Origin of the sequence: Prosthecobacter algae (assembly GCF_039542385.1) — a bacterium.
GTDB lineage: Bacteria > Verrucomicrobiota > Verrucomicrobiia > Verrucomicrobiales > Verrucomicrobiaceae > Prosthecobacter > Prosthecobacter algae.
In genome coordinates this window covers 94953-115609 of record NZ_BAABIA010000003.1, presented here as the reverse complement: position 1 = coordinate 115609, position 20657 = coordinate 94953, and the positions used below count along the sequence as shown (strand labels likewise).

The 20657-nt window shown below is 58.6% G+C and carries 23 protein-coding genes; 9 read left to right on the top strand and 14 right to left on the bottom strand.

All coding sequences use genetic code 11. The features are described from left to right. Positions 1–4: 4 nt before the first annotated feature. The 12 genes from ABEB25_RS07385 to ABEB25_RS07330 form a co-directional block, all read right to left on the bottom strand. Positions 5–2665 (bottom strand): AAA family ATPase, encoded by a 2661-nt coding sequence (locus ABEB25_RS07385; protein ID WP_345735752.1) that lies wholly within the window; start codon positions 2663–2665, stop codon positions 5–7. 83 nt (positions 2666–2748) lie between these two features. Next, complete coding sequence (locus ABEB25_RS07380) at positions 2749–3495, bottom strand: SDR family NAD(P)-dependent oxidoreductase (protein WP_345735751.1); 747 nt, start codon at positions 3493–3495, stop codon at positions 2749–2751. Beyond that, positions 3476–4450 (bottom strand): amidohydrolase family protein, encoded by a 975-nt coding sequence (locus tag ABEB25_RS07375; RefSeq protein ID WP_345735750.1) that lies wholly within the window; start codon positions 4448–4450, stop codon positions 3476–3478. Before ABEB25_RS07375 ends, ABEB25_RS07380 begins: the two co-directional genes overlap by 20 nt. Positions 4451–4484: 34 nt before the next feature. Beyond that, positions 4485–5276 carry a transporter substrate-binding domain-containing protein gene (locus ABEB25_RS07370; protein WP_345735749.1) on the bottom strand — a complete coding sequence of 264 codons (792 nt, stop codon included), beginning with the start codon at positions 5274–5276 and terminating at the stop codon, positions 4485–4487. A 77-nt stretch (positions 5277–5353) separates the two neighbouring features. Then, positions 5354–6247, bottom strand: coding sequence for a tetratricopeptide repeat protein (locus ABEB25_RS07365; protein ID WP_345735748.1), 894 nt, complete (start codon positions 6245–6247; stop codon positions 5354–5356). Positions 6248–6391: 144 nt separating this feature from the next. Next, a complete protein-coding gene (locus ABEB25_RS07360; protein ID WP_345735747.1) occupies positions 6392–7906 on the bottom strand; it encodes a sugar transferase in 1515 nt (504 codons plus the stop codon). Positions 7907–8077: 171 nt separating this feature from the next. Continuing rightward, complete coding sequence (locus ABEB25_RS07355; RefSeq protein WP_345735746.1) at positions 8078–9301, bottom strand: FAD-binding domain-containing protein; 1224 nt, start codon at positions 9299–9301, stop codon at positions 8078–8080. A gap of 56 nt (positions 9302–9357) precedes the next feature. Then, positions 9358–9900 carry a crossover junction endodeoxyribonuclease RuvC gene (ruvC, locus tag ABEB25_RS07350; RefSeq protein WP_345735745.1) on the bottom strand — a complete coding sequence of 181 codons (543 nt, stop codon included), beginning with the start codon at positions 9898–9900 and terminating at the stop codon, positions 9358–9360. Between the two features lie 109 nt (positions 9901–10009). Then, positions 10010–10486 carry a TQO small subunit DoxD gene (locus ABEB25_RS07345; protein ID WP_345735744.1) on the bottom strand — a complete coding sequence of 159 codons (477 nt, stop codon included), beginning with the start codon at positions 10484–10486 and terminating at the stop codon, positions 10010–10012. A 6-nt stretch (positions 10487–10492) separates the two neighbouring features. Next, positions 10493–11191, bottom strand: coding sequence for a polysaccharide biosynthesis/export family protein (locus tag ABEB25_RS07340; protein WP_345735743.1), 699 nt, complete (start codon positions 11189–11191; stop codon positions 10493–10495). A gap of 141 nt (positions 11192–11332) precedes the next feature. After that, positions 11333–11536 (bottom strand): hypothetical protein, encoded by a 204-nt coding sequence (locus ABEB25_RS07335; RefSeq protein WP_345735742.1) that lies wholly within the window; start codon positions 11534–11536, stop codon positions 11333–11335. Between the two features lie 17 nt (positions 11537–11553). Continuing rightward, positions 11554–11790, bottom strand: a complete 237-nt coding sequence (locus tag ABEB25_RS07330; RefSeq protein WP_184211914.1) for a hypothetical protein — start codon at positions 11788–11790, stop codon at positions 11554–11556. A gap of 182 nt (positions 11791–11972) precedes the next feature. On the opposite strand from ABEB25_RS07330, the gene ABEB25_RS07325 reads away from it, so the two are divergent. The 9 genes from ABEB25_RS07325 to nuoF all read left to right on the top strand — a co-directional run bounded on the left by ABEB25_RS07325 (position 11973) and on the right by nuoF (position 18749). After that, complete coding sequence (locus ABEB25_RS07325) at positions 11973–12647, top strand: 3-keto-disaccharide hydrolase (RefSeq protein ID WP_345735741.1); 675 nt, start codon at positions 11973–11975, stop codon at positions 12645–12647. Positions 12648–12733: 86 nt separating this feature from the next. Next, positions 12734–13117 (top strand): cytidine deaminase, encoded by a 384-nt coding sequence (gene cdd, locus ABEB25_RS07320; RefSeq protein ID WP_345735740.1) that lies wholly within the window; start codon positions 12734–12736, stop codon positions 13115–13117. Positions 13118–13250: 133 nt separating this feature from the next. Next, on the top strand, positions 13251–13646 hold the full coding sequence (gene bamJ / locus ABEB25_RS07315) for a BamJ family beta-barrel-assembly machinery protein (protein WP_345735739.1): 396 nt from the start codon (positions 13251–13253) through the stop codon (positions 13644–13646). Positions 13647–13804: 158 nt separating this feature from the next. Continuing rightward, complete coding sequence (rpmH, locus tag ABEB25_RS07310; protein WP_184211906.1) at positions 13805–13987, top strand: 50S ribosomal protein L34; 183 nt, start codon at positions 13805–13807, stop codon at positions 13985–13987. Between the two features lie 18 nt (positions 13988–14005). Then, on the top strand, positions 14006–14371 hold the full coding sequence (gene rnpA, locus ABEB25_RS07305) for a ribonuclease P protein component (protein ID WP_345735738.1): 366 nt from the start codon (positions 14006–14008) through the stop codon (positions 14369–14371). Next, a complete protein-coding gene (yidD, locus tag ABEB25_RS07300) occupies positions 14368–14706 on the top strand; it encodes a membrane protein insertion efficiency factor YidD (protein ID WP_345735737.1) in 339 nt (112 codons plus the stop codon). The genes rnpA and yidD overlap by 4 nt, the downstream gene beginning before the upstream one ends. Before the next feature lie 48 nt (positions 14707–14754). After that, positions 14755–16629, top strand: a complete 1875-nt coding sequence (locus ABEB25_RS07295) for a YidC/Oxa1 family insertase periplasmic-domain containing protein (protein WP_345735736.1) — start codon at positions 14755–14757, stop codon at positions 16627–16629. A gap of 154 nt (positions 16630–16783) precedes the next feature. Beyond that, positions 16784–17239 carry a Jag family protein gene (locus ABEB25_RS07290; protein WP_184211898.1) on the top strand — a complete coding sequence of 152 codons (456 nt, stop codon included), beginning with the start codon at positions 16784–16786 and terminating at the stop codon, positions 17237–17239. A 112-nt stretch (positions 17240–17351) separates the two neighbouring features. Continuing rightward, positions 17352–18749 (top strand): NADH-quinone oxidoreductase subunit NuoF, encoded by a 1398-nt coding sequence (gene nuoF / locus ABEB25_RS07285; RefSeq protein ID WP_345735735.1) that lies wholly within the window; start codon positions 17352–17354, stop codon positions 18747–18749. A 128-nt stretch (positions 18750–18877) separates the two neighbouring features. Here the strand turns inward: nuoF and ABEB25_RS07280 are convergent, their stop codons facing one another. Both ABEB25_RS07280 and ABEB25_RS07275 read right to left on the bottom strand, forming a co-directional pair. Continuing rightward, positions 18878–19957 carry an inorganic phosphate transporter gene (locus ABEB25_RS07280; protein ID WP_345735734.1) on the bottom strand — a complete coding sequence of 360 codons (1080 nt, stop codon included), beginning with the start codon at positions 19955–19957 and terminating at the stop codon, positions 18878–18880. Positions 19958–19970: 13 nt separating this feature from the next. Continuing rightward, positions 19971–20600 carry a DUF47 domain-containing protein gene (locus tag ABEB25_RS07275; protein WP_345735733.1) on the bottom strand — a complete coding sequence of 210 codons (630 nt, stop codon included), beginning with the start codon at positions 20598–20600 and terminating at the stop codon, positions 19971–19973. Positions 20601–20657: the final 57 nt, after the last annotated feature.

Sequence of the window (20657 nt, the reverse complement as noted above, 5' to 3'; positions counted from 1 at the left end):
GGTGTCACGAAAACGATGGCACGAGGCGCACCTCGTGCGCCCCCATCTGGGCATAGTCAGCCGGGGTGCAGGTGAGGAGGATGATCTGAAGACCGCGGGTGGCGGCTAGATCCAGCATGCGCTGGAGGTTCTGCACGCGTTCGGGATCGGAGTGGGCGAAAGCATCGTCGAAAACCACGGGAAGGCAGCCGCCGTGAGATTCGGCGAGGATTTCTGCCAAGGCCAGACGGAAGGCCGCTGCCACCTGTTCCCGGGCTCCTTCGCTGAGGCTGTCGAACGAGAACGCTCCCTGGCTGGCCCGGCTGAGCGTGAGGCCCTGAAACTGGTTTTCCTGCAGCGTAACATTCACCTGCACATCTGTGCCGAACAGACGCTGCAAGTACCCCGTCACACGCTCCGCCAAGGGGCGGGTGAACTGATCTGCCAGGGTCTGCTGCTCCTCCAGCAGGAGGTCGTGGATGTGTTTGACGGCGCGCGCATGGCGTTCGGCAGCTTCCCGATGCGCCCGCGCTATCTGTAAACGTGCTTCGGCTAGGGCCAGCGCTGCGGCGGGGTCGCTGCTGCCATCGCTGCGGAGAAGGGCGGCGGCGGAAATCCGCATCTCATGCGCCTGCATTTTCTTATCGCTCTGAAGCTTCCATGCCCGCTCAAAGCGAGCTTGGTCAGCCTCTAAATGTTCCGGCTGATGCTGCGCCAGGGCCTGTCGGGTGTCGGTGATCTGGGCCTCAGCCGTGGTCTTGAGAATCTGTGCCTGAGCTAAAGCTTGGGCCCGGGTGTGGTCATCGCCTTCATGCTCGATCAGCATGGAGAGACGTGTCTCCACCTGGGTGATTTCTGTCTCCAACGCCCGCATGGATTCACCTTGCAGAGAAAGGGCTGCATCAGCCTTTTTGAGGCCGGATTGCTGGGCCTCAAGCTGCTTGCGGCAGGTCTGCTGGTGTGTCTCGGTTTCAGCGAGGGTTCGTTTGGTGGCTGCCAGATCCAAAGAGGCTGGTGAGCCGGTGGCATGCCGTCTCTCCACCTCGGCTTTTGCGGCGGTGAGTTCGCGTTCGGCAGCGGTCAGTTCGGCGGCCAGCTTTTCGTAGTCCAGGCCTTTGAGTTCGGCCGTCACGGTCTTCCACTCGGTCTGCAAGTGCTCGCGCCCTGCCTGAGCTGCACTGGCTTCAGCGAGTGTTTTGATCCCGAGTTTGGCAAGCGCTTCGCGTAACTGGTGCAGCGTTTCCTGTTCCTGCTGGCGGGCCTCGGCGAGGGAGGTGCCACCGCCTGGGCGGATACGCAGCCGGGTTTCGCCCACGGCCAGTTCAGTCTCCTCCGTGAGGGTGAGGCGCTGCCCGTTTATGAGTGTTTCCTTGCCTGCCTGAACGGGGTGCGGGGAGGACAGAACTTCAATCTCCGTGGCCACGCTGGCCAGCACCGCCTGGGCTTTGTCATGCGCACGTTCCAGCCCTTGAAGCTGGCGCAACGCGGCCGCATCCACTTTGGGCAGGCGCTCGGCCTGTTGTTCAATGGAAGTTCGCTGCTCCAGCAGATCCTGGATTTGTTTCGCACGCGCTTTAAGGCGATCTTGCAGTCGGTTTTTCTCCTGAAGGCTGGCCTGAGCCTGGGCGAGATCATGCTGCGCACGTGCTTCTTGCAGCGTTTGCTCAGCGCGACGGAGAGTGTCCTCGGTCTCATCCAGTGCCAGCCGTGCGGAAAGACTGGCTTGTTTGAGGGTGCCCAGCTTTTCATTCTGGGGGGCTAGGCTGGCGCGCTGGCTCGCCAAGGTGCGTCTGAGTTCCGATACTTTTTGTTCGGCGTTGAGACGAGATTCATGGAGCCGGATGGCTTCATTGGCGGTGCGGAGCTGGTCTTGCTCCAGCAAACGCAAGCGAGTGATTTCGGCGCTGCGTTGGTCGAGGGCGACTCGCTCCGCCTCCTGGTGCTTTAGAGCGTTGTCAGCCTCAGCGATCTGGGTACTGGCTCGTTCATACTGGGCAATCGCGTGCTGAAGGTTTTGCAGAATGCTCCGCGCCTGAGCTTCTGCCTCCATGGCTTCGCTCTCGGCCTGAAGGGCCTGGCCATATTCGGAGTTCTTCCGGGGCTCGCCCGCATTTTGAAAAAGTTCCTTGATGAGGTTGGCGAAATGTTCGGCCACCCGGGTGTCCAGTGCCGACTGGATCACGGCTGCACCACCATGGGACTGGAGGCGCTGCACGAGAGTTTCCCGTTCGGCATTTGCCTGGGCGAGCGGGTCTCCTGAAGAGCTGCCCTGCCATACCCAGAGGTGGTTCCATTGCTCCGCGAGTTTACGTCCCGTGCCACTGGTTTTGAGAAGCGCAGAGAGCTGTTCTTCAGCTTCATCTCCTTGCCACGTCTTGCCGCTGGCTTGCATGAGGCGGGTGATGCCGCTGGTGCCTTTGAAGCTTTTGCTCAAAGTGTAGCGGCTGCCTCCGGCTTCAAACTCCACCTCCACTTCAGGTTTGCCGCCATGGGTGAGGGAGAGCATTTCACGGTGCTCTTTGCTATTGCCCTTCGCCTTTAAAAACAAGGCCCGGTGAGCAGCCTCCACCAGCGTGCTTTTGCCAGACTCATTCGGGCCGCCGATGAGTGTGCGCGCCGGGTCCAGATCCACCCGCAGCTCTTTGTGGCGGCGATAGTTGCGGACGGTGATGGAATGGAGGCGCATGGAGGGACAACAGGCGGGCAAGGTGGAACGCAGCCCGTGCAATGGCAAGGCTGCGCAGGAGGAAACGTGCGTTCTTCGCTGGCTTACATCTTGCCGATCTGGCCCACGGTAAGGCCACCATCAATGGTGATGATTTCCCCGGTGAGATAACGCCCGGCCTGGGAGCACAGAAACACCACGGCACCGGCGCAATCCTCGGGTTTGCCGACCTCACCGAGCAGGATTTTTTTCTCGTACTGACGCAGCAGGTCCTGCGCGCGGGGTTCCATCCAGGCGGAGGTCAGGGGCGTGCGGATGAGACCGGGGGCGATGCCATTGACGCGGATCTGCATGGGGGCCAGGGAAACGGCGAGGGTGCGCGTGAGCATGACCAGCGCGCCCTTGCTGGCATCGTAGGCGCAGGAGTCCGCCTCGGCTTGGAAACCATTGGTGGAGGAGGTGATGACGATGCTGCCGGGCACTCCCCGGGCCACGCACTGGCGGGCAAAGGCCTGGGCGAGAAAGAAGGTGGAGGTGACATTGAGCTGGAAGGTGCGGTCCCAAAGTTCCCGGGTCATCTCCAGCACGGGCAGGTCAAAGAAGCTGCCCGCGTTGCAGACCAGGATGTCCACATCGCCGGCGGAATCCATGAGAAGCTGGGCCCCTTCAGGATCGAGCAGGTCTGCCTTCACATAACCAGCCGCATCGTGCAGGTCGTCTGGCCGTTTTTGCAGGCCGTGATGCACCACGGCGGCTCCGGCTTCATGCAGAGCCTGGCCGATGGCCAGACCGATGCCCTGCGAGGAGCCTGTGACAAGGGCGCGATGTCCTTCAAGCGAGAATGCTTTCATCTTTCAGCTTCAGGTAAGCGCGGGTGTTTGTCTCGGCAATCCTTTGCACGACTTCGGGCGGATTCTTTTTCAAGGCCTTCACTTCTTTTTCATAGGTGCAGATGAGGCGAACAATCTCGTGATTGATCTCCGCCGCGTAGCTGTAAAAGGGCGAGTCACTGCCCCACATGAACTTGGTGGGGTAAGCGGCGGCAAGATCGGCGATGACACGGGCTGGGTCCGTGTAGTCGCTGTCAAATCGGCGATGGCGCGGAGCGATGAAGGGCATGTCATTCACGGCGCCTTCGCAGTGGATGCAGTGGGCTGAATTGTCGAACCAAGTGTTAGGCAGCGCATTGATACGGTCCAGGCACTCCTTGTCGTAACGGCAGGAGTGGGCCAGGCAAAAGCGCACCTGGGGATTCTCTTCGGCAATGTCAAGAATGTCGCTGGCCTGTGCCCAGAGGTCGCTCTCAGCGACGCTGGAGTGGATGAGCATGGGGAGGTCCCATTCCTCGGCGAGTTCCAGGAAGACTTTGCCACGGTCCCGCAGGTGCTTGATGTCGGATTGCAGGATGGTGGTCTGCATCTTGATGCCGTAAAACGGGTAGTCCTTGCGCAGGCGGCGCAGTTCCTCGGCTTGGGCTGCGGGGTTGCGCATGGGGTCCACCATGATGAAGGGCAGCAGGCGCGGGGCGTATTCGGGGAAGAGATCATAGATCTCCTTCAGCAGGCGGCGGTTTTCCAGGGCATAGGGGACCTGGGTGAGCTGCATGCCGCCCTCACGAATCTCGTTGGTGAGGAAGCCACTGGTATCCAGCGCCATGTGGCTGACGAAGGGGAAGACGATCCAGCGATCCACCCCCAGCGCCCCGCCTTCCTCTACCATGGCAACGAGATGCTGCGCATAGGGAAAGTCGCCATGCAGATAAAACAGCACGTCCACACCGACATGATTGTGACAGTCAATGATCATCAGGCAGACAAACGGCCCTCAGGGAGAAAACCCTTCATTCAAACACAAAGGGCAGGCCCTGGGCTTTCATGAGGTCGCGTTCCTTGGCCAAGTATTGGTCCGCCAGTTTGGCAAAGACGCCTTCCTTTTTCATCCGGGCGATGGTCTCATTCACCTGGGCCTTCAGATCTTCGCGGCCTTTTTTCAGGCCCACGGCCCAGGATTCCTCCCGCAGCGGGGCCAGCAGGGCGCGGGTGCGGTCTGGATGCTGCGCGTGATAATTCATGACCGAGACCTGGTCATACACCCACGCATCCACCGTGCCATTGACGACTTCCAGCACGCAGGCGGCATCGGTATCCAGCGAGACTTTTTGGGCATCGGGCAATTCGGCGCGGCACCATTGTTCACCAGTCGTGGCCAGACGTACGGCAAGCTTGCGGCCTGGGGCGCGGAGGTCCTCGGACGTCTTTACTGGGGAGTCTTTGGCCACCAAAATAGAGAGCCCGGTTTTGACGTAAGGGTCTGAAAAATCTATGGTCTTCCGCCGCTCTGGACTGGCGGTGACGGAGGAGATGATGAGGTCAACCTGGCCGCTTTGCAGGGCGGGGATGAGGCCGTCAAAACCCATGTTTTTGTACTCCACTTTTTTGCCCAGCGTCTTGCCGATTTCATCGCCGATGGCAACGCTGATGCCGCTGACTTGGCCCTGTGGGTCTTTGAATTCGAAGGGTGGGTAAGTGGCATCCATGCCGATCACCAGGACATCCCGGCGCGCACATCCGGTAAAGGTGGTTAGGCAAAGGGCACTGGCAAACAGGGCGAGGCAAAGGGCGGTGGCTCTCATGACAGAGCCATTACGCACCAGAAAGCGTGTGAGTGCCAGAAGAGAAACGCGGGGATCTTTCCTGGGGCGCTGCGGGCTCAGTCCAAAGTGGACAGCATCTTGTCGAGCCGTTTGCGCGCCGCCGCCGCCTTTTTTTCTTCGCCCTGGTTTTCCAGGAGGGCGATGTAGTCCAGGCTCACGGCTTCATAACTCACTGCTTCATTGGCCAGATGCAGCTCCAGAATGCGCAGGCTTTGCTCGAAGTCACGAATCGAGGCCGCATTGTCCCCAAGTTCATGATTGGCTGTGGCCAGGTTGCAGTGGGATTGGGCCACATCTGGATGGTCCGGACCCAGCAGCTTGCTGCGGATTTGGAGGGCTTCGGTGAACATCTCCTTGGCCTGATCTGGAAAGCCGGCGGTGTAATAGAGGCTGCCGAGGTTGTTGTAAACGGAGGCGACTTCTTCGGTCTCGCGACCGCGTTTGGCCTCCAGGGTTTCCAGGGCACGCAGGTAATGCTGCTCGGCCAGGGCAAACTTGCCGAGGCCCTTGTAAATCATGGCAAGGTTGTTGCGCAGTTGCGCGGCGGTTTCCTCGTTCGCCGGAGTCAGGGCTTCATAGTCACTGATGGCCTGTTCGTAGAGCGGAATGGCTTCAGCTTCGCGCTGACTGAAATCCAGGAGGGTGGCCAGTTGGGTGCGCACGTGGGCCACCTCATCTGCCGGGATCGTGGCGCGTGCGGAAATTTCCAGCGCTTCGCCGTAGCTGGCCTCTGAGCCTGCGACATCTCCCATCTCGCGCTGGATTTCTGCCAGCACCTGCAATCCGGTGAAGAGGCGGGGTAGTTCGGCCGGATCATCTTCGACGGCTTCGCGCAGGCCAGAGAGCGCGCTGGTGGCGGCACTCAGGGCTTCCTCCAGGCGGCCTTGGCCCAAAAGATTGGCGGCGTGGTTGTCCAGCAGGTTGGAAAAGCTCGAAAGACTCGCAGACACGGTGTTTGGGCGGGGGGTTTGGTAAAAGCCTGATAACATCAGGGATGCTACCTTCCAACATCAAGCAAAAAAGAAAGGGTGAGGATATGGCGGGACAACAATCAGACCAATGAGGATTCCCTCCGGGCAGCGGGCGGTCTGGGGTCAGTAAGCGTTGTCACGTTTAAAGAAAGTCAGGAACATGATTTGGACGTCCAGCAGGAGGCTCCAGTTTTCCAAGTACCACAAGTCGCATTTGATGCGTTCTGCCAAGTCTGTGTCGCCCCGCAGGCCCTTGACCTGGGCCCAGCCTGTCATCCCCGGTTTTGCATGGTGCCGGGCGTTGTAATGCGGGATTTCATGCTTGAAGTCGGCGATGAGTTCGGGGCGTTCCGGACGAGGCCCGACGAGGCTCATCTGTCCCTTCAGCACGTTCCAAAACTGGGGAACTTCATCAATGTTCCATTTCCGCATGAAGGCCCCCACTTTGAGACGTCGTGGATCGTCCTGCACACACCACTGGGCTCCGGTATTGGCCTCGGCGTTGAGTTTCATGGAGCGGATCTTGATGATGTCGAAAGGCACGCCGTTCATGCCCCAGCGGCGCTGACGGTAGAAGATGGGGCCGCCAGATTCCCACCAGACCATGAAGCCAAAAAAGGCGATGATGGGAGCGCTTAGGATAAGACCCACAGTGGCACCGGCGATGTCGAGTGCCCGCTTGGCCATCACATTCAGCGTGCTGTCCAGCGGCAGTCGGTTCACGCCTAACACGGGCGTGCCAGCGATGGTTTCCAGCGACAGGCCGGAGACAAAGATTCGGAAAACGGATGGGGCCAGCTTGAACTGGATCATCTCGCGCTCGCAAAGGTTGGCAAGTTCCACCAGGTGCTGGCGGGAAAGGTCTGCGACAATGATCATGTCCACCTCATGCCGTGCGATGACGCGGTGAATGTCCTCCAAGTAACCAACAAAAGGAATGTCTAGCGGCGGGGCACTGGCGTCTCGCCAGCCAGAGGCATCCACCCAGCCGATGAGTTCGAAGGCATGGGCTTTGTCCTGGCTCAGCGTTTCCCAAAGCCTTTGGGCATCCTCATTCCAGCCGACAAATAGCGTGCGCTGCTGGAGGGAGCGGATGCGTGAGGGGGAATGTAGGAAGCGGTTGAAGGCGATGCGCCAGCCCAGCAGCAGCAGCAGGGCACAGGCACCGTTCAGCGCCACATAGACGCGGGAGATCGGAGGCTCCATTTTCAGGGCCAGCGTCATGGCCAGGAAAGCCAGGGTCCAAATCAGGACAGCCTTGCCCAGGCGGGAGGCGATCCAGCGGTTTCGCAGGAGGACATTGCGATGGTAGATGCCCTGCCAGCCAATGGCCAGAATGAGCGTCAGGCTGCCCAGGGTCATGTGGCCTGTATACTGGCGCAGCGTCATGTCATTCCAGTTGCCAAAATCGCGCAAAAAGGAGTGAAAGCGCAGCCAGTAGGCCGCGTGGCCTGCAGCGACGGCCATAATCAAGTCCCCCAAGATGGCGACGAGGACCCAGAGATGGGGAGAAGCCGTTTCCTTCAAACGCCAGGCACGTCGCTCTTCGAGTTTTTGCAGCAAATTACCCGTCACCGCTCCAGGCGTGCCGATCAGCATACGGTCGGAATTGGAAGGTGTTGGATTTACCTTGGACATGGTTGGGTATGGTATTTGTAAATATACCGTCAAATATGGATGAAAATCAACCGGAGAGTGAATTGTTTATAAAAATGAGAATATATTATGCAAGTTTTATCAAATGTGATAAAATGAGGCGTGGCCGCCGTGCTCGTAGTTTAGTCACGCCTCCCTCCCTCTTGAGGGTGCTCACTTGCTCACTTGCGCTCTCGCCTTTTCCCAGAAAGGAAAGAAGCCGGATTTCGCTAAAGTGTGGACTTCCACATCCGATGGGCGGCGGATGAGGTGCAAATGGCAATGGATTTCTGCCAGTCGACGACGGATCTGGGGCAGGGCATCCGCGATGGGACCAACAAAAGGTGCATACGCGACGATGTCCCGAAGCTGCTCCCTCTGCGCCCATTCAAACAGCCCCTCGGCTGTGGTCGGGGCCTCTTCCAGCGTGGTGGGACAGGCAAAATACTCTCCGGACCTTGTGAGGGCATCTGCCAAAGCAGTGTGGAAATGCTGGATTCGTCCACGGCTTAACTGAAAGTGTGCGTAAGCGGGCGCGCTGGTGACGGCAGCGATGGCGGAGGGACTTAGTTGGGCGAGTGGTCCCACTTCCGGGCAGAGATCATCGGGGTGCAGCCAGAGTCCGAAATGGGTGGTGAGCCGGGGGGCTTGGGTAGGGAAATCTGCCGGAGGCTGGGGAGATGTCTCCGCTGGGGCTGACAAAAGGGCCGGGCTGACCCGGTCGTCTTCCAAAAGTTCTAAGCCTGGGCTGTCCTGGAGGAGGTGGGCGGCCATGTATCTTTCCAGATTGCTGCGACGCACGAGGTAGGTCTTGCCCCGGGTTTGCAATCCCGCCACCCAGCGCCAGGAGAGGGTGTTGCTGGCGGGGTCTGCGTCCAGCAGATGACGAAAAAAGAAATCGGCCCCGAGCTGCCACGGCAGACGCTCCACATGGATCCAATAGCTGGCGAACCACATGCGGGCATGGTTGTGCAAATACCCAGTGGCTGCCAGTTCCCTGGCAAAATGGTTCATGACCGCGATGCCGCCCTCACCCTGCTCAATGGCATTTAGACGTGCTTTTTGTTCGGCGCTCAGATTCTGCCTTTCCGTGCGGAGGGCCTGCCGGTATTGCCGCCAGACTTGCGGACGCATTTCCAGCCAGCCTTTCCAGTAGCGCCGCCAGCAGACTTCTTGCAGCCACTTTTCCACACTTGGCAGGCTGTGGCGTGCCAGGGTGTCGGTGATGATTTCATCCTCTAATATGACACGGGTGCGCAGGGCAGGGGACAGTCGTGAAACATGGGGATGCTCTACTTCCACATGGTTTCGTCGTGCCGCGTAGCTAGGGGTGGCGGGGAGAAACTCGTGCCAGCGAGCCAGTGCGGCATGACGGGTGAGTGGAAAGGCGGCAGACATCTCCCGGATACGCTTCCAAGAGAAAGTCTGGACTGCGGATTGGCCTGGGAAGCGAATTACACCCGCTTCATTTCCAGGGCGATGGCGGCTCCGGCATCAGCATTTTGAAAATGGGCAATGCCCACTGCGAGTGCGTCGGCAGCATCTGCCGGGGGTGTTTCACGTAGCCTCAGCATGGAGCGAATCATGAAGGCTACTTGGTCCTTTTGCGCGGCCCCGCGCCCCACCGCAGCCTGCTTGACCTCTTTGGGCGCGTACTCGTAGATGGCCAGCCCGTGCTCGGCGGCCGCAATGAGGCAGGCCGCCCTGGCTGTGCCGAGCACGATGGCCGTTTTGAAGCTCTGCACATAGATGGTGGCCTCGATGGCGCAGACCGTGGGGCTGTGCTGGCGGATGACCTCCTGCAACTGCTCACGAATGGCCACAAGGCAGCCGGAGTGCAGGAGTTTTGGTTTGTTCGAGATCACCCCGTAAGCGATGGCTTTGAGATCCCGCCCTGTCTTTTCCAAAATGGCCCAGCCGGTGTTGCGCAGGGCCGGGTCAATGGAAAGCACGCGCTCCGTGACTGGGGGGCTGGCGGCTGGACGTGAGGCTGGCATAAAGGTGGTGGAAAATCAGTCTGCCGCCAGAAAGGCCCTCAGTCACCCCGAGGGCACAGGCTGAGGGATTGCGGCCTAACTGGAAGTGTGTTGCGGTGGAAGCCGGGGCTCACCATTTTTTCTTTTTGGGCTGACCCCAGCTTTCACCCAGGCGGAAAAGCTTGTCGATCGAGACTGCTCCCGATCCATAGAGCAGCAGGGTAAAGGCGATCAGCAGGTACAGCCAGCCGATCTCTGTGTAAGCAGGTCCTGCCTTTAAAATGACACCGATGGCCACTGGCATGAAGGCCACGGCAAAGAGTCGAGTGAGGAAGCCAATGCACCAGCTTGCAGCGACAGCCGCCACGACGATGGCGATGGTGGGCGCCAGCAAGGCAGGGTAGGGGAGACCAGCATCGTTGAAGGCCTTCACCCAGTCCCATCCCTGCTCCTCCCAGAGGAACTGATAGGCCCCTTCGGCAGCTTTCCAGCCGTGCTGGGTGAGCAGCAACACCCCAGCCCCGATGCGCAGGATGGCGATGGTTTTGAAGAGGCTGCTCCAGGGATTCTGATTTGCGGCTGGATTGCCGCCGATGTGCTCAATCATGAAAGATCAAAGGTCAGGGGACAGATAGATGATGTCGCCGGGCTCAGGCTCGCGCTCGTCCGCCGCTTCCAGGCTGGGGTAATAGCGCCGCTGGCCTTCTCGAATAAGATAGATGCCCTGATTGGTGGAGCCGACCTTGCGTCCGCCTGCCACGGTGACGGCCTGTTTGATGGTCATGTCTTCCCAGGCAGGAATAAACTCATCCTTGATGACATCCCCTGTGATGGAGACCACCGGCACATCTTCTACCGAGAGGATGTGGACGGTGACAGGGCGTGTGATGCGCATGCCCACGCGGAAGGTCGAGGTCAAGGCGGCGACCGCCTCAGGAAGGGTGGCCCCACCGATTTTGGCACTGCCGATTTCATCGCCGAAATCAATGACGCCCGAGGAATCAATCATCGCCACGCCATTGTAGATGCGGTTGGTGGAGCGGCTGCCTTCATAGACATGGAGGCGCAGGGTGTGGCCATAGCCCAGGGTGCCACGGGAATTGAAAGGCATCTGCGGATCATCCTCCGCAGCCTTGTCGCTGTCTGGCATGCCTGGTAGGATGCGAGTCACCTTTTTCAGGGTGGAGAAACTGGGCATCGGCGGCACCGGGATCTTGGTAAGGTCCGGGGTCAGTCGCTTGACGGTGGCGCAGGCGCTGAGGCCAGTCAGCAAGGCCAGGGCCGGCAATAAGGTTTTGGAGAAGGAAGGCATGGAAAGAGAAAGGAGTGAGTAGGCTCAGCGCATTCGCGCCGGGGAGAGACACTGGACGTCACGTCTGGAAATGACAAGGCCAACGTCAAAGACGCTGGCCTCATGTCCGGGTCAGGGAATCCCTGGGGAGGGGCTGGGATATCAGGCGGCCAGCTTCTGCTTGCCTGCCTGCATCAGCATCTGCGCCAGATCGGGCATGTAGCGGACGATTTCATTGGCCAGCACTTCCAGGCGGGCATCGGACTTCCAGCCGCCACGGGGGCTGCGGTCCTTGTCGTTCATTTCCAGGCTCATGATGGTGGTGAACACCTGGGTATCGCTCTCGGCAGTGGATGAAGTGATCATAGTAGGGTAGGGTATCGTTAGGCGGGCAGTGGCAGGGCCACGACGTCGCCGTCCTGAATCATGAACTTTCTCCGAGTCAGCAGCCCATCCTTGATCTTCGCCTCGATCGCCTGGCTGATCAGCAGCCTGGCGGCTTCAGCCGGACTGCTCCCGTATGTACCATCGAGGGTCAGATCCTCCAGATACATCTTGATCTGGGGAGTGACTGCGATGGTCATCGAGACCGAATCGAAGCTGTTAGTAGGGCGAGCCATGGGATAAAAACCCGGAATTAATGGCATTAAAACCGATCCAACTTGTTTGTTCAAGTTGGAACTGGATTATTTTGGGGTTTTAATGGGGTTAAAACCCTCCCTTTTAATTAAGACATATTAAATATATGCGGTTTTTGCAGGCTTGACGATGGATTTTTCTGCGGGCGACGTTTTTTCCGCCCATGAAAAAACAACTTCTCATTTCTCTCGTGGCCGCCCTTTCCCTCAGCGCACAGGCTGAAGACGGCTGGCAAACCTGGTTCAAAGACGGCCTCGGCGATGCCAAAATCGTCAGCGGTCAGGCCACCTACACGGTCGAAAACGGCATCCTCACCGGCACCACGGTGGAAGGCAGCGGCAATACCTTCCTGGCCAAAGGCCCCTTTAAGGACTTCGAACTCCAGTTCGAGGTGAAAGTGGACAACGAACTGAATTCGGGTGTGCAGGTGCGCAGCAAAATCGCCAAAGAGGGCGATCCCGCCCCTGAAGGCGCGAAGGGCGACAAGCCCTTGCCTGCTGGCCGCCTCTACGGTCCGCAGTGTGAGATCGCTATCAACGGCACCGCTGGTGACTTCTACGATGAAGCCCGCCGTGGCACCTGGTGGAGCATCCTGACCAAGACGGAAGCCGTCCGCAGTGACGAAGCGAAGGCTGCCTTTAAAAAGGGGGAGTGGAACCACTACCGCATCGTGGTGAAGGGCGATCACTACCAGAGCTTCGTCAATGGCGTGAAGACCGCTGATTTTACCCAGCCAGGCGATCCTGAAGGCCACATCGGCTTCCAGGTGCATGGCATTAAAAAAGGCACCGGCCCCTACAAGGTGCAGTGGAAAGAAGTGAAGTTTAAGGCGCTGTAAGCAGCCGCAGGCGTTCCCATTTAGCTCTTTTTTGGCGGAGGCAGGTCCCAGTACCTGCCTCCGCTTTTTTATGCAATCGTGGCGGCATGCCAGATCTTCTTGCCCAGGCCCAGACCGTTGCTGAAAGAGCGTATGCGCCGTATTCCAAATTCCAGGTCGGCTGTGCCCTCGAGACGGTCTCGGGTGGCATTTACCTGGGCTGCAATGTCGAAAATGCCAGCTATGGCCTGACGATCTGCGGGGAGCGCAATGCCATTTTCCAAGCGGTGGCTCAGGAAGGTACGGGAATGAAAATCCGCCGTTTGGCGGTGGTCTGTTTGGGCCATGAATTCCCGCCCTGTGGTGCTTGCCGCCAGGTGATGGCGGAATTTTCACTGCCTGCAGGGCTGACAGAAGTCACTTTTTTACAGGGGGGCCAGCCAGTCACGCGGACGATGGCCCAACTCCTGCCGGAAGTATTCGGCCTTTGAAGGGCATGAAAGAGATGGCGGTCCAAAGATCCTTTGCAAGGGATCTGGGATGCTCCGGGGGTTGCATGTCGGCGGGGCCTCGCTAGGCTAGTCCTCCTTTTTTTAACCCAGCCACCCCTCCATTCCATCCATCATGTCCGACATCGCACTCGCCAAAGGTGAAAAATTTCTCGAAGACAACGCCAAAAAAGATGGCGTGGTCGTGACCGCCAGCGGCCTTCAGTACAAGGTCATCACCGAAGGTGCCGGCAAGAGCCCCTCCGCCACGGATACGGTGCTGGTACACTATGAAGGCACACTGATTGACGGCAAAGTTTTCGACAGCTCCTACAAGCGTGGCGAACCCATCGAATTCCCTCTGAACCGCGTCATTGCAGGCTGGACGGAAGGTGTGCAGCTCATGAAGGAAGGTTCCAAATACCGCCTGTATCTGCCATCGAAGCTCGCCTACGGCCCACGGGGTGCCGGACGCGACATTGGCCCCAATGAAGCCCTGATTTTCGACGTGGAACTGCTCAAAGTGCGGTAAACACGATCTGCCCGACGGCAAAGACTGGCTCAGCACTTATTTGACAAAGGGGGGACAATGCGTAATCTCGCGCCCCCTGTTGCTGGGGCTAGGCTGTTTTTGACGATGCGCCGGGCCCGTTGCGAAAGGAAAAAGACGTTTTAGCACCCCACACGATTATGCCCAAGAGGACCTACCAAGCATCCAAGCGCACCCGGAAACGCCAGTTCGGCTTTCGCAAACGCATGAAGACTGAAAATGGCCGCGACATCCTTCGTCGCCGCCGCGCCCGTGGACGCAAGCGCCTCATGCCAGTGGGCGTCGAGGTCCATTACAAGCGCCACGTGCAGCAGCACGCCTAGTGCAGGCAGGCCCGCCCCATGCGTCTTCCCTCACGCCTTCACCTGAAGGAGTCCCGCGATTTCGCGCGGATCAAAGAGAAGGGACGCAGCCAGGCGGGCCGCTTTTTTGTCCTGGCACTGCTGCGTGATGACTCTGTCGCTGATTTTCAGTTCGGTCTGGTCACCAGTAAACGACTGGGAAAGGCGGTGGTGCGCAATCGCGTCCGGCGCCAACTGCGCGAAATCATTCGTGCTCACCGGGCGGAGATCGCCCCAGGGTGGCAATTTGTCACGATTGCCCGCTGGCGGGCGGCAGATGCCCCTTTTGCCGAAATGGAGCAAGACTGGGTTCGCCTGGCCAAACGTCAGGGACTGTTCTTGAAACCCGCGCCTCCCACGCCATGAAATGGCTCGTCCGCATCCTCATCCGTGGTTATCAGCGCGTCATCTCCCCTGTTTTACACTTCATCGGCGGCCCAGGCACGGGCTGCCGCTTCACGCCGACCTGTTCGGAATACTTCCTGCAAGCCGTGGAAAAACACGGCATTTTCAAAGGAAGCTGGTTGGGGACCGTGCGCATCATTCGCTGCAATCCCTGGGGTGGCCATGGCCATGACCCCGTGCCGCCTGCCGTTACAAAAGGCGGACGTTCCTGTCAGGGACAAACTGGCAATTCGTGCTCTGGTCAGCACGGGCAGGAAGATCCTGCGCCAAGCGCTGCCGATGAGGCCGGGCGCTGAGTCCTCTCTTTTCTAGTCTCTTTTCACTCATCTCTTTTTTCTACAAGCATGGATCGCAAAGCCTGGATCGTCGTTACCCTCTGTGTCATTGGCCTCGGTGTGAACCAATGGTTCTCCTTCAAAAACCAGCAGGCCTATGCGGCCCAGTTGGCTCTGGCTGAAGCGAACAAACCCAAAAACACGGAGACCCAGCCTGCGGTGCCAGGCGTGGCCACCACCTCCACGGATGGCGCTGCCACCACCACGCCCACGCTTTCTGCCGCCAAGCCGGATGCCGTGGCGGCCGCGACGGCCAATCTGCCTGAGGAGAAGCACACGCTCGTCTCCGGCAGCGTGACCTATCACTTCAGCAGCAAAGGGGCCGGTGTGGCCAAGGCCGTTCTGGCCGCCGGGGACAAAATCACCCTGAATGAAGTGGGACGTAAGACACTGGAGCCCATCGGTGCCCTGCGTCGTGAGGCCACTGGGATCGACATCGTTCCCTACAAGATCATCGAGAAGAGCGACAAAGGCGTGACCTTCGAAGGCGTGTCTGCCGATGGCATCACCATCCGCAAAGCCTACAAACTGACCGAAGGCGAAAAGTCTGACGAGCACCTGCTGGCCCTGTCCATCACGCTTACCAATACGGGGACCGTCCCGCACAAGTCTGAGGAATATTACCTCTACACGGGTGCTGCCTCCAGCATCAGCCCCGATGAAGTGCTGAAGCCGAGTTTCTTTTGGAATGATGCCGGTGATGCGGATCACAAAGACACCCATTCTTTTGCTGGCGGTTGGTTTTCTCAGGAGAAAAATGAGCACCGCGCCAGCCACACCCGGCTCCGCTACGGCGGTGTCATGAGCCGATTTTATGCGACCATTGTCAGTCGCGTGACCCCTGGCGGCGACAAGCCGGGTAAAATCTGGTCCACTCGTTTCTTGGTGGATCACGGCGGAGACAAGTATGCGGCCTATGACTCTGCGAAGAGTGATTACGCCATCGAGTCCGCTGTCAGCCTGCCTCCTGTGGAACTCGCCCCTGGAGCCAGCCTGACCGAGCAGTATGAGATCTATCTCGGCCCGAAAGAGTATCACCGCCTGAGCAAGTTGGAAGGCCAGCGCGACTTCATCATGTTCTACGGCATGTTCGGCTGGATCAGCAAGCCGCTGAACATCGTCATGCGCTGGATGCACGACGTCAGCGGCAACTGGGGTGTCGCCATCATCCTGCTGACCCTCGTCATCCGCACCGTCCTTTGGCCGCTGCAGTCGAAGGCCCAATATTCCATGAAGCGAATGGGCATGCTGGCTCCGAAAATGAAGGAGCTTCAGGAAAAATTCAAAGACGATCCGCAGAAGCAGCAGATGGAAGTCATGAAGCTGTACAAGGACTACGGTGTGAATCCCGTGGGCGGCTGCCTGCCCATGCTGATGCAGATTCCGATTTTCTTCGGCTTTTACAGCGTGCTGCAAAACGCGGCTGAGCTGCGTGGCCAAGGCTGGCTGTGGGTGAAGGACCTGTCCATCTCCGACACCATCTACACCTTCAACTTCCCCTTCTCCCTGCCGATCATGGGCACGGACTTCGACCTCAACCCGCTGCCGCTGATCATGGGGGTGACCATGATCCTGCAGATGAAGCTGACGCCGCAGCCCGCCACCGTGGACAAGAGCCAGAAGATCATGTTTGCCATCATGCCCTTCTTCTTCCTGTTCATCTCGTATAACTTCGCCGCCGCCCTCTCCCTCTACTGGTCCACGCAGAACCTTTTTGCGATCTTCCAGAGCCGCGTGATGAAGCTCTACATGAAAGACCCGGTCCTGGAAAAAGTGGAGCCCAAACCCAAAGGCCCAGCTTCACAAAATCCCTTCTTCAATCCCATGAATCCGAATCAGAAGGAGAAGAAGACCAAGCCGAAAACCCCGAAACTGGGCGGCTAGCCTCTTTTATTAAGCCCCATTCAGGCAACTGAGTGGGGCTTTTTTGTGCACCGAGGAGCAGGCAGATTGGGTTTTACATGATCTCTCGGCAAAGAATCTCCGCAGTTCCTCATTGAGGCTGGTGGCATTCGGACGTACTTTGAGCTTACGCGCCATGACTCCTCTCTCTCACGCCCGCCAGATTGTGGATACCATGCTGGGTTACCTCGGCTTCACGGTGAAGATTGACGAACTAGAAGGCCCCGAAGGCCCCACCCTCCAACTCCACACGGAGGATTCCCAGCTCCTCATTGGCCGGCGAGGCGCGACCATGGAGGACATCCAGTATCTTGTGAACCGCATCCTCCAGCGCCACATTCCTCAGGCCCCGCGCATCCGGGTGGACATCGAATACTTCCGCTCCATCCGCGAGGACAAGATGGTGGAACAGGCCCGCGAAATGGGCGAGCGCGTCCGCGCTACGGGTCAGAGCCAGACCCTGGACCCAATGAACAGCTACTACCGCCGCCTGATCCACAATGTCTTTGTGAACGATCCCGAAGTGCAGAGCGTGAGCCTGGACGGTGGAGACAGCCGTTTTAAGCGCATTTTGCTGAAAAAGCGGGGTTAAGCGGCTTGGCCTGCCTCAGCAGACCGAAAAAAAGATTCTCCATATCGGTCGCTTGTGAAATTTTTCACAAATCCCGGTTGCCGCCTCCAAGCGTAGCTTGATACTGCAAAATATGGCCTCCGCTGTTCAGTATCTCCCTGGCAAAGAACCGCACTCACGTGAGAAGCGGCTCATCTTCAAAAACATTGACCGTGTCGGTTACGATCCGTCCATCGAATGTTACCTGAACGATGGCGGTTATGAGCAGCTCAAAGTGGCGCTGAAGATGGAGAAGACCGCCATCATCAATGAAGTCAAAACCGCAGGTCTGCGTGGCCGTGGCGGTGCAGGTTTCCCCACCGGGGTGAAGTGGGGTTTCATCCCGCCGACGAACACCAAGCCCGTCTATCTCATCTGCAATGCGGATGAGTCCGAGCCCGGCACTTTCAAAGACCGCTACATCCTGCATCAAGACCCGCACCAGTTGGTGGAAGGCATGGCCATTGCCTGCTTCGCCACTGGGGCCAAACTGGCCTACATTTACATCCGCGAGGAGTTCCCTTACGCCGCTAAGATTGTGGAAAAAGCCATCGCCGAAGCCCGTGCCAAAGGTTTCCTGGGCAAGGATATTCTGGGGTCCGGTTTCGACTGCGAGATCTACGTGCATCGCGGTGCCGGTGCCTACATCTGCGGCGAAGAGACGGGTTTGATCGAATCCCTGGAAGGCAAGCGCCCTTACCCGCGCATCAAGCCGCCTTATTTCCCGGCCGCCCTCGGTCTCTACATGTGCCCCACCATCGTGAACAACGTTGAGTCCCTCTGCCATGTGAAGCACATCATCCAGATGAGCGGTGCGGAATATGCCAAGCTGGGCACGCCTAACAACACGGGCACCCGAATTCTCTGCGTGAGCGGCGACGTGCAAAAGCCTGGCTACTACGAAGTGGAAGTGGGCAAGGTGACCATGGGCGAAGTGATCAACGATCTTTGCGGCGGCCTCAAGCCTGGCCGTAAGCTCAAGGCCATCATCCCTGGCGGTAGCTCCTCCAAAGTCCTGCGTGCCGATGAGAAATTCAAACTCAAGGATGGTCGTGAACTCACCATCACGGACATCCCGATGGACTTCGACACCATGGCCGCCTGTGGTTCCATGGCCGGTTCCGGTGGCGTCATCATCATGGATGACAGCCGCAGCATGACTTGGGTCATCAACAATCTGAATAACTTCTACGCTCACGAGTCCTGTGGCCAATGCACACCTTGCCGCGAAGGCAGCCTGTGGATGAAGAAGATCAGCGACCGCATCGTCGCTGGCACCGCCAGCCCGGACGATGTGGACACCCTGGAAAGCGTGGCCAACCAGATCGAAGGCAAGACCATCTGCGCTTTCGGTGAAGCCTGTTCTTGGCCGACCCAAAGCTTCATCAAGAAATTCCGCGAGGAACTCACGACGAGCTGCAAACCCGAACTCGCTGGCAAGATCGTCTCCGAAGAAGGCCTCGTCGCCGCTGCCAATTTGGCGATGAAGTAACGAGCCGACTCGGAGTCCGCTGATTAGAATCAAAAAAAGGGTGAAGGCGAAGGCCTTCACCCTTTTTGTTAGGTCTTGCGACTTTTTGGAATCCAGGGGCTTTTGCCCGGAAGCCGAGCAGCCCCACCCTACGTCAGCACTTTGTAGATGACGTAAGACAAGGCTGAAGTGACCGGAATGGTGAGCACCCAGGCCCAGACGATGCGCTCGACGAGGCTCCAGCGGATGGAGTTCCAGCGCTTGGCTGCGCCCACGCCCATGATGGAGGTGGTGATCGTATGAGTGGTGGAAACGGGCATCCCTAAGTGGCCTGTGACAGCGAGGATCGTGGCCGCTGTGGTTTCGGCCGCAAAGCCGTGCACGGGCTTCATCTTCACCATTTTATGACCCAGGGTTTTGATGATTCGCCAACCTCCAGCCCAGGTGCCTGCGGCCATGACGAGGGCGCAGGTGATCTTTACCCAGCTCGCCACCTCAAACTCCGGTGTGCGGAGAAAGCCCAAAATGCTAGGCACATTATCCAGCGTTCCTGCTGTGGTGGCCGTGAAGAGGGTGAGGGCGATGATACCCATGGTTTTTTGGGCATCGGCAAAGCCATGGCCGAAGCCCATGTAGGCAGCGGAGACGATTTGGAGCTTGGAAAACACAGTATTGATGGTGTGCGGACGCCAGTTGCGGATGAGCCAAAAAAGCAGCCCCATGACGATAAAGCCGACCACGAAACCCAGCACTGGAGAGGTGATCATGGGGATGACGACTTTGTGGAAAATACCGTCCATGGTCACAGCACCTGTCTTGGCATCCACTTTCGCCTTGGACCAAATGAGCACATGCCAGTTGCCGTTGGCGGAAGCCAGGGTGGCACCGCAGAGCCCGCCGATGAGGGCGTGGCTGCTGCTGCTGGGGAGACCGAAATACCAGGTCAGGAGATTCCAGATGATGCCCCCGAGCATGGCGCAGAGGATGGTCATGGTGGTGACGTGGGCGATATCCACCAGGCCGGCACCGATGGTTTTGGCCACGGCGGTGCCCCAAAAGGCACCGATCAAATTGGCCGTGGCAGCCAGGGCGAGAGCCTGGCGGGGAGTGAGAACCTTCGTGGAGACCACGGTGGCGATGGCATTGGCGGTGTCGTGAAAGCCATTGATGTATTCAAAGGCCAGCACCACCAGCAGCACCACCAGGAGCAGGATGAGAGCAGAAGTCATGCGCGGAGGCGGATCAGGAATACTTCAGCACGATGTGGGACACCACATTGCCAGCGTCGCGGCAGCGGTCATACACCTTTTCCATGAGCTCATAGAGATCCTTGAGCATGATGGTTTGGATGGGGTCGCGCTGGCCGGCGTAGAGTTCCTTCAACAGGCCCATCATGAGTTTATCCGCCTCACCCTCAATGTGCTGCAGCTTGGCGTTCATGTCCTTCACACGCTCCAGGTGCAGTTTTTTCCGCAGTTCTTTGACGATGTTCAGCACCGTGGTGGTGGCTTCTTCCATCATCTGAAGGTGGCGGCTGAAATCCACATCCTGCAAACGCCCACCCGTGATGATGACGCGCTCGGCGATCTTTTCGACGGTTTTTGGGATCTTGTAGAGGACGTTGGAGAGGGCTTCGATGTCTTCGCGCTCCAGCTCGGTGACAAATGTGCGGCAGAGTTCTTCGTTGATCTGCTCGGTGATCTTTTTGTCTTTCCGGCGGGTGAGAATCAGTTCATCCAGGTTCTGGGTGGCGACGGGCTGGGTGATGAGTTTCCCCAGGGCCTGGACGCTGTGCAGGGCCTCTGCGGCGCTGGCTTCCAGCAGGTCGTAGAAGATGTCGTTTTTGCCAAAAAGCTTCTGCAGGGAGATCATGGGTAGGGTCGGGGAGTCCGTTGCGATGAACGGGTCCCCCAAGATGGAGCAGAGCCG

Excerpts from the sequence above, each read along its gene's own strand:
- ABEB25_RS07385 (WP_345735752.1), bottom strand. The coding sequence starts at position 2,665 with ATGCGCCTCCATTCCATCACCGTCCGCAACTATCGCCGCCACAAAGAG.
- ABEB25_RS07380 (WP_345735751.1), bottom strand. The coding sequence starts at position 3,495 with ATGAAAGCATTCTCGCTTGAAGGACATCGCGCCCTTGTCACAGGCTCC.
- ABEB25_RS07375 (WP_345735750.1), bottom strand. The coding sequence starts at position 4,450 with ATGATCATTGACTGTCACAATCATGTCGGTGTGGACGTGCTGTTTTAT.
- ABEB25_RS07370 (WP_345735749.1), bottom strand. The coding sequence starts at position 5,276 with ATGAGAGCCACCGCCCTTTGCCTCGCCCTGTTTGCCAGTGCCCTTTGC.
- ABEB25_RS07360 (WP_345735747.1), bottom strand. The coding sequence starts at position 7,906 with ATGTCCAAGGTAAATCCAACACCTTCCAATTCCGACCGTATGCTGATC.
- ABEB25_RS07355 (WP_345735746.1), bottom strand. The coding sequence starts at position 9,301 with ATGTCTGCCGCCTTTCCACTCACCCGTCATGCCGCACTGGCTCGCTGG.
- ruvC (WP_345735745.1), bottom strand. The coding sequence starts at position 9,900 with ATGCCAGCCTCACGTCCAGCCGCCAGCCCCCCAGTCACGGAGCGCGTG.
- ABEB25_RS07345 (WP_345735744.1), bottom strand. The coding sequence starts at position 10,486 with ATGATTGAGCACATCGGCGGCAATCCAGCCGCAAATCAGAATCCCTGG.
- ABEB25_RS07340 (WP_345735743.1), bottom strand. The coding sequence starts at position 11,191 with ATGCCTTCCTTCTCCAAAACCTTATTGCCGGCCCTGGCCTTGCTGACT.
- ABEB25_RS07335 (WP_345735742.1), bottom strand. The coding sequence starts at position 11,536 with ATGATCACTTCATCCACTGCCGAGAGCGATACCCAGGTGTTCACCACC.
- ABEB25_RS07330 (WP_184211914.1), bottom strand. The coding sequence starts at position 11,790 with ATGGCTCGCCCTACTAACAGCTTCGATTCGGTCTCGATGACCATCGCA.
- ABEB25_RS07325 (WP_345735741.1), top strand. The coding sequence starts at position 11,973 with ATGAAAAAACAACTTCTCATTTCTCTCGTGGCCGCCCTTTCCCTCAGC.
- cdd (WP_345735740.1), top strand. The coding sequence starts at position 12,734 with ATGCCAGATCTTCTTGCCCAGGCCCAGACCGTTGCTGAAAGAGCGTAT.
- bamJ (WP_345735739.1), top strand. The coding sequence starts at position 13,251 with ATGTCCGACATCGCACTCGCCAAAGGTGAAAAATTTCTCGAAGACAAC.
- rpmH (WP_184211906.1), top strand. The coding sequence starts at position 13,805 with ATGCCCAAGAGGACCTACCAAGCATCCAAGCGCACCCGGAAACGCCAG.
- rnpA (WP_345735738.1), top strand. The coding sequence starts at position 14,006 with ATGCGTCTTCCCTCACGCCTTCACCTGAAGGAGTCCCGCGATTTCGCG.
- yidD (WP_345735737.1), top strand. The coding sequence starts at position 14,368 with ATGAAATGGCTCGTCCGCATCCTCATCCGTGGTTATCAGCGCGTCATC.
- ABEB25_RS07295 (WP_345735736.1), top strand. The coding sequence starts at position 14,755 with ATGGATCGCAAAGCCTGGATCGTCGTTACCCTCTGTGTCATTGGCCTC.
- ABEB25_RS07290 (WP_184211898.1), top strand. The coding sequence starts at position 16,784 with ATGACTCCTCTCTCTCACGCCCGCCAGATTGTGGATACCATGCTGGGT.
- nuoF (WP_345735735.1), top strand. The coding sequence starts at position 17,352 with ATGGCCTCCGCTGTTCAGTATCTCCCTGGCAAAGAACCGCACTCACGT.
- ABEB25_RS07280 (WP_345735734.1), bottom strand. The coding sequence starts at position 19,957 with ATGACTTCTGCTCTCATCCTGCTCCTGGTGGTGCTGCTGGTGGTGCTG.
- ABEB25_RS07275 (WP_345735733.1), bottom strand. The coding sequence starts at position 20,600 with ATGATCTCCCTGCAGAAGCTTTTTGGCAAAAACGACATCTTCTACGAC.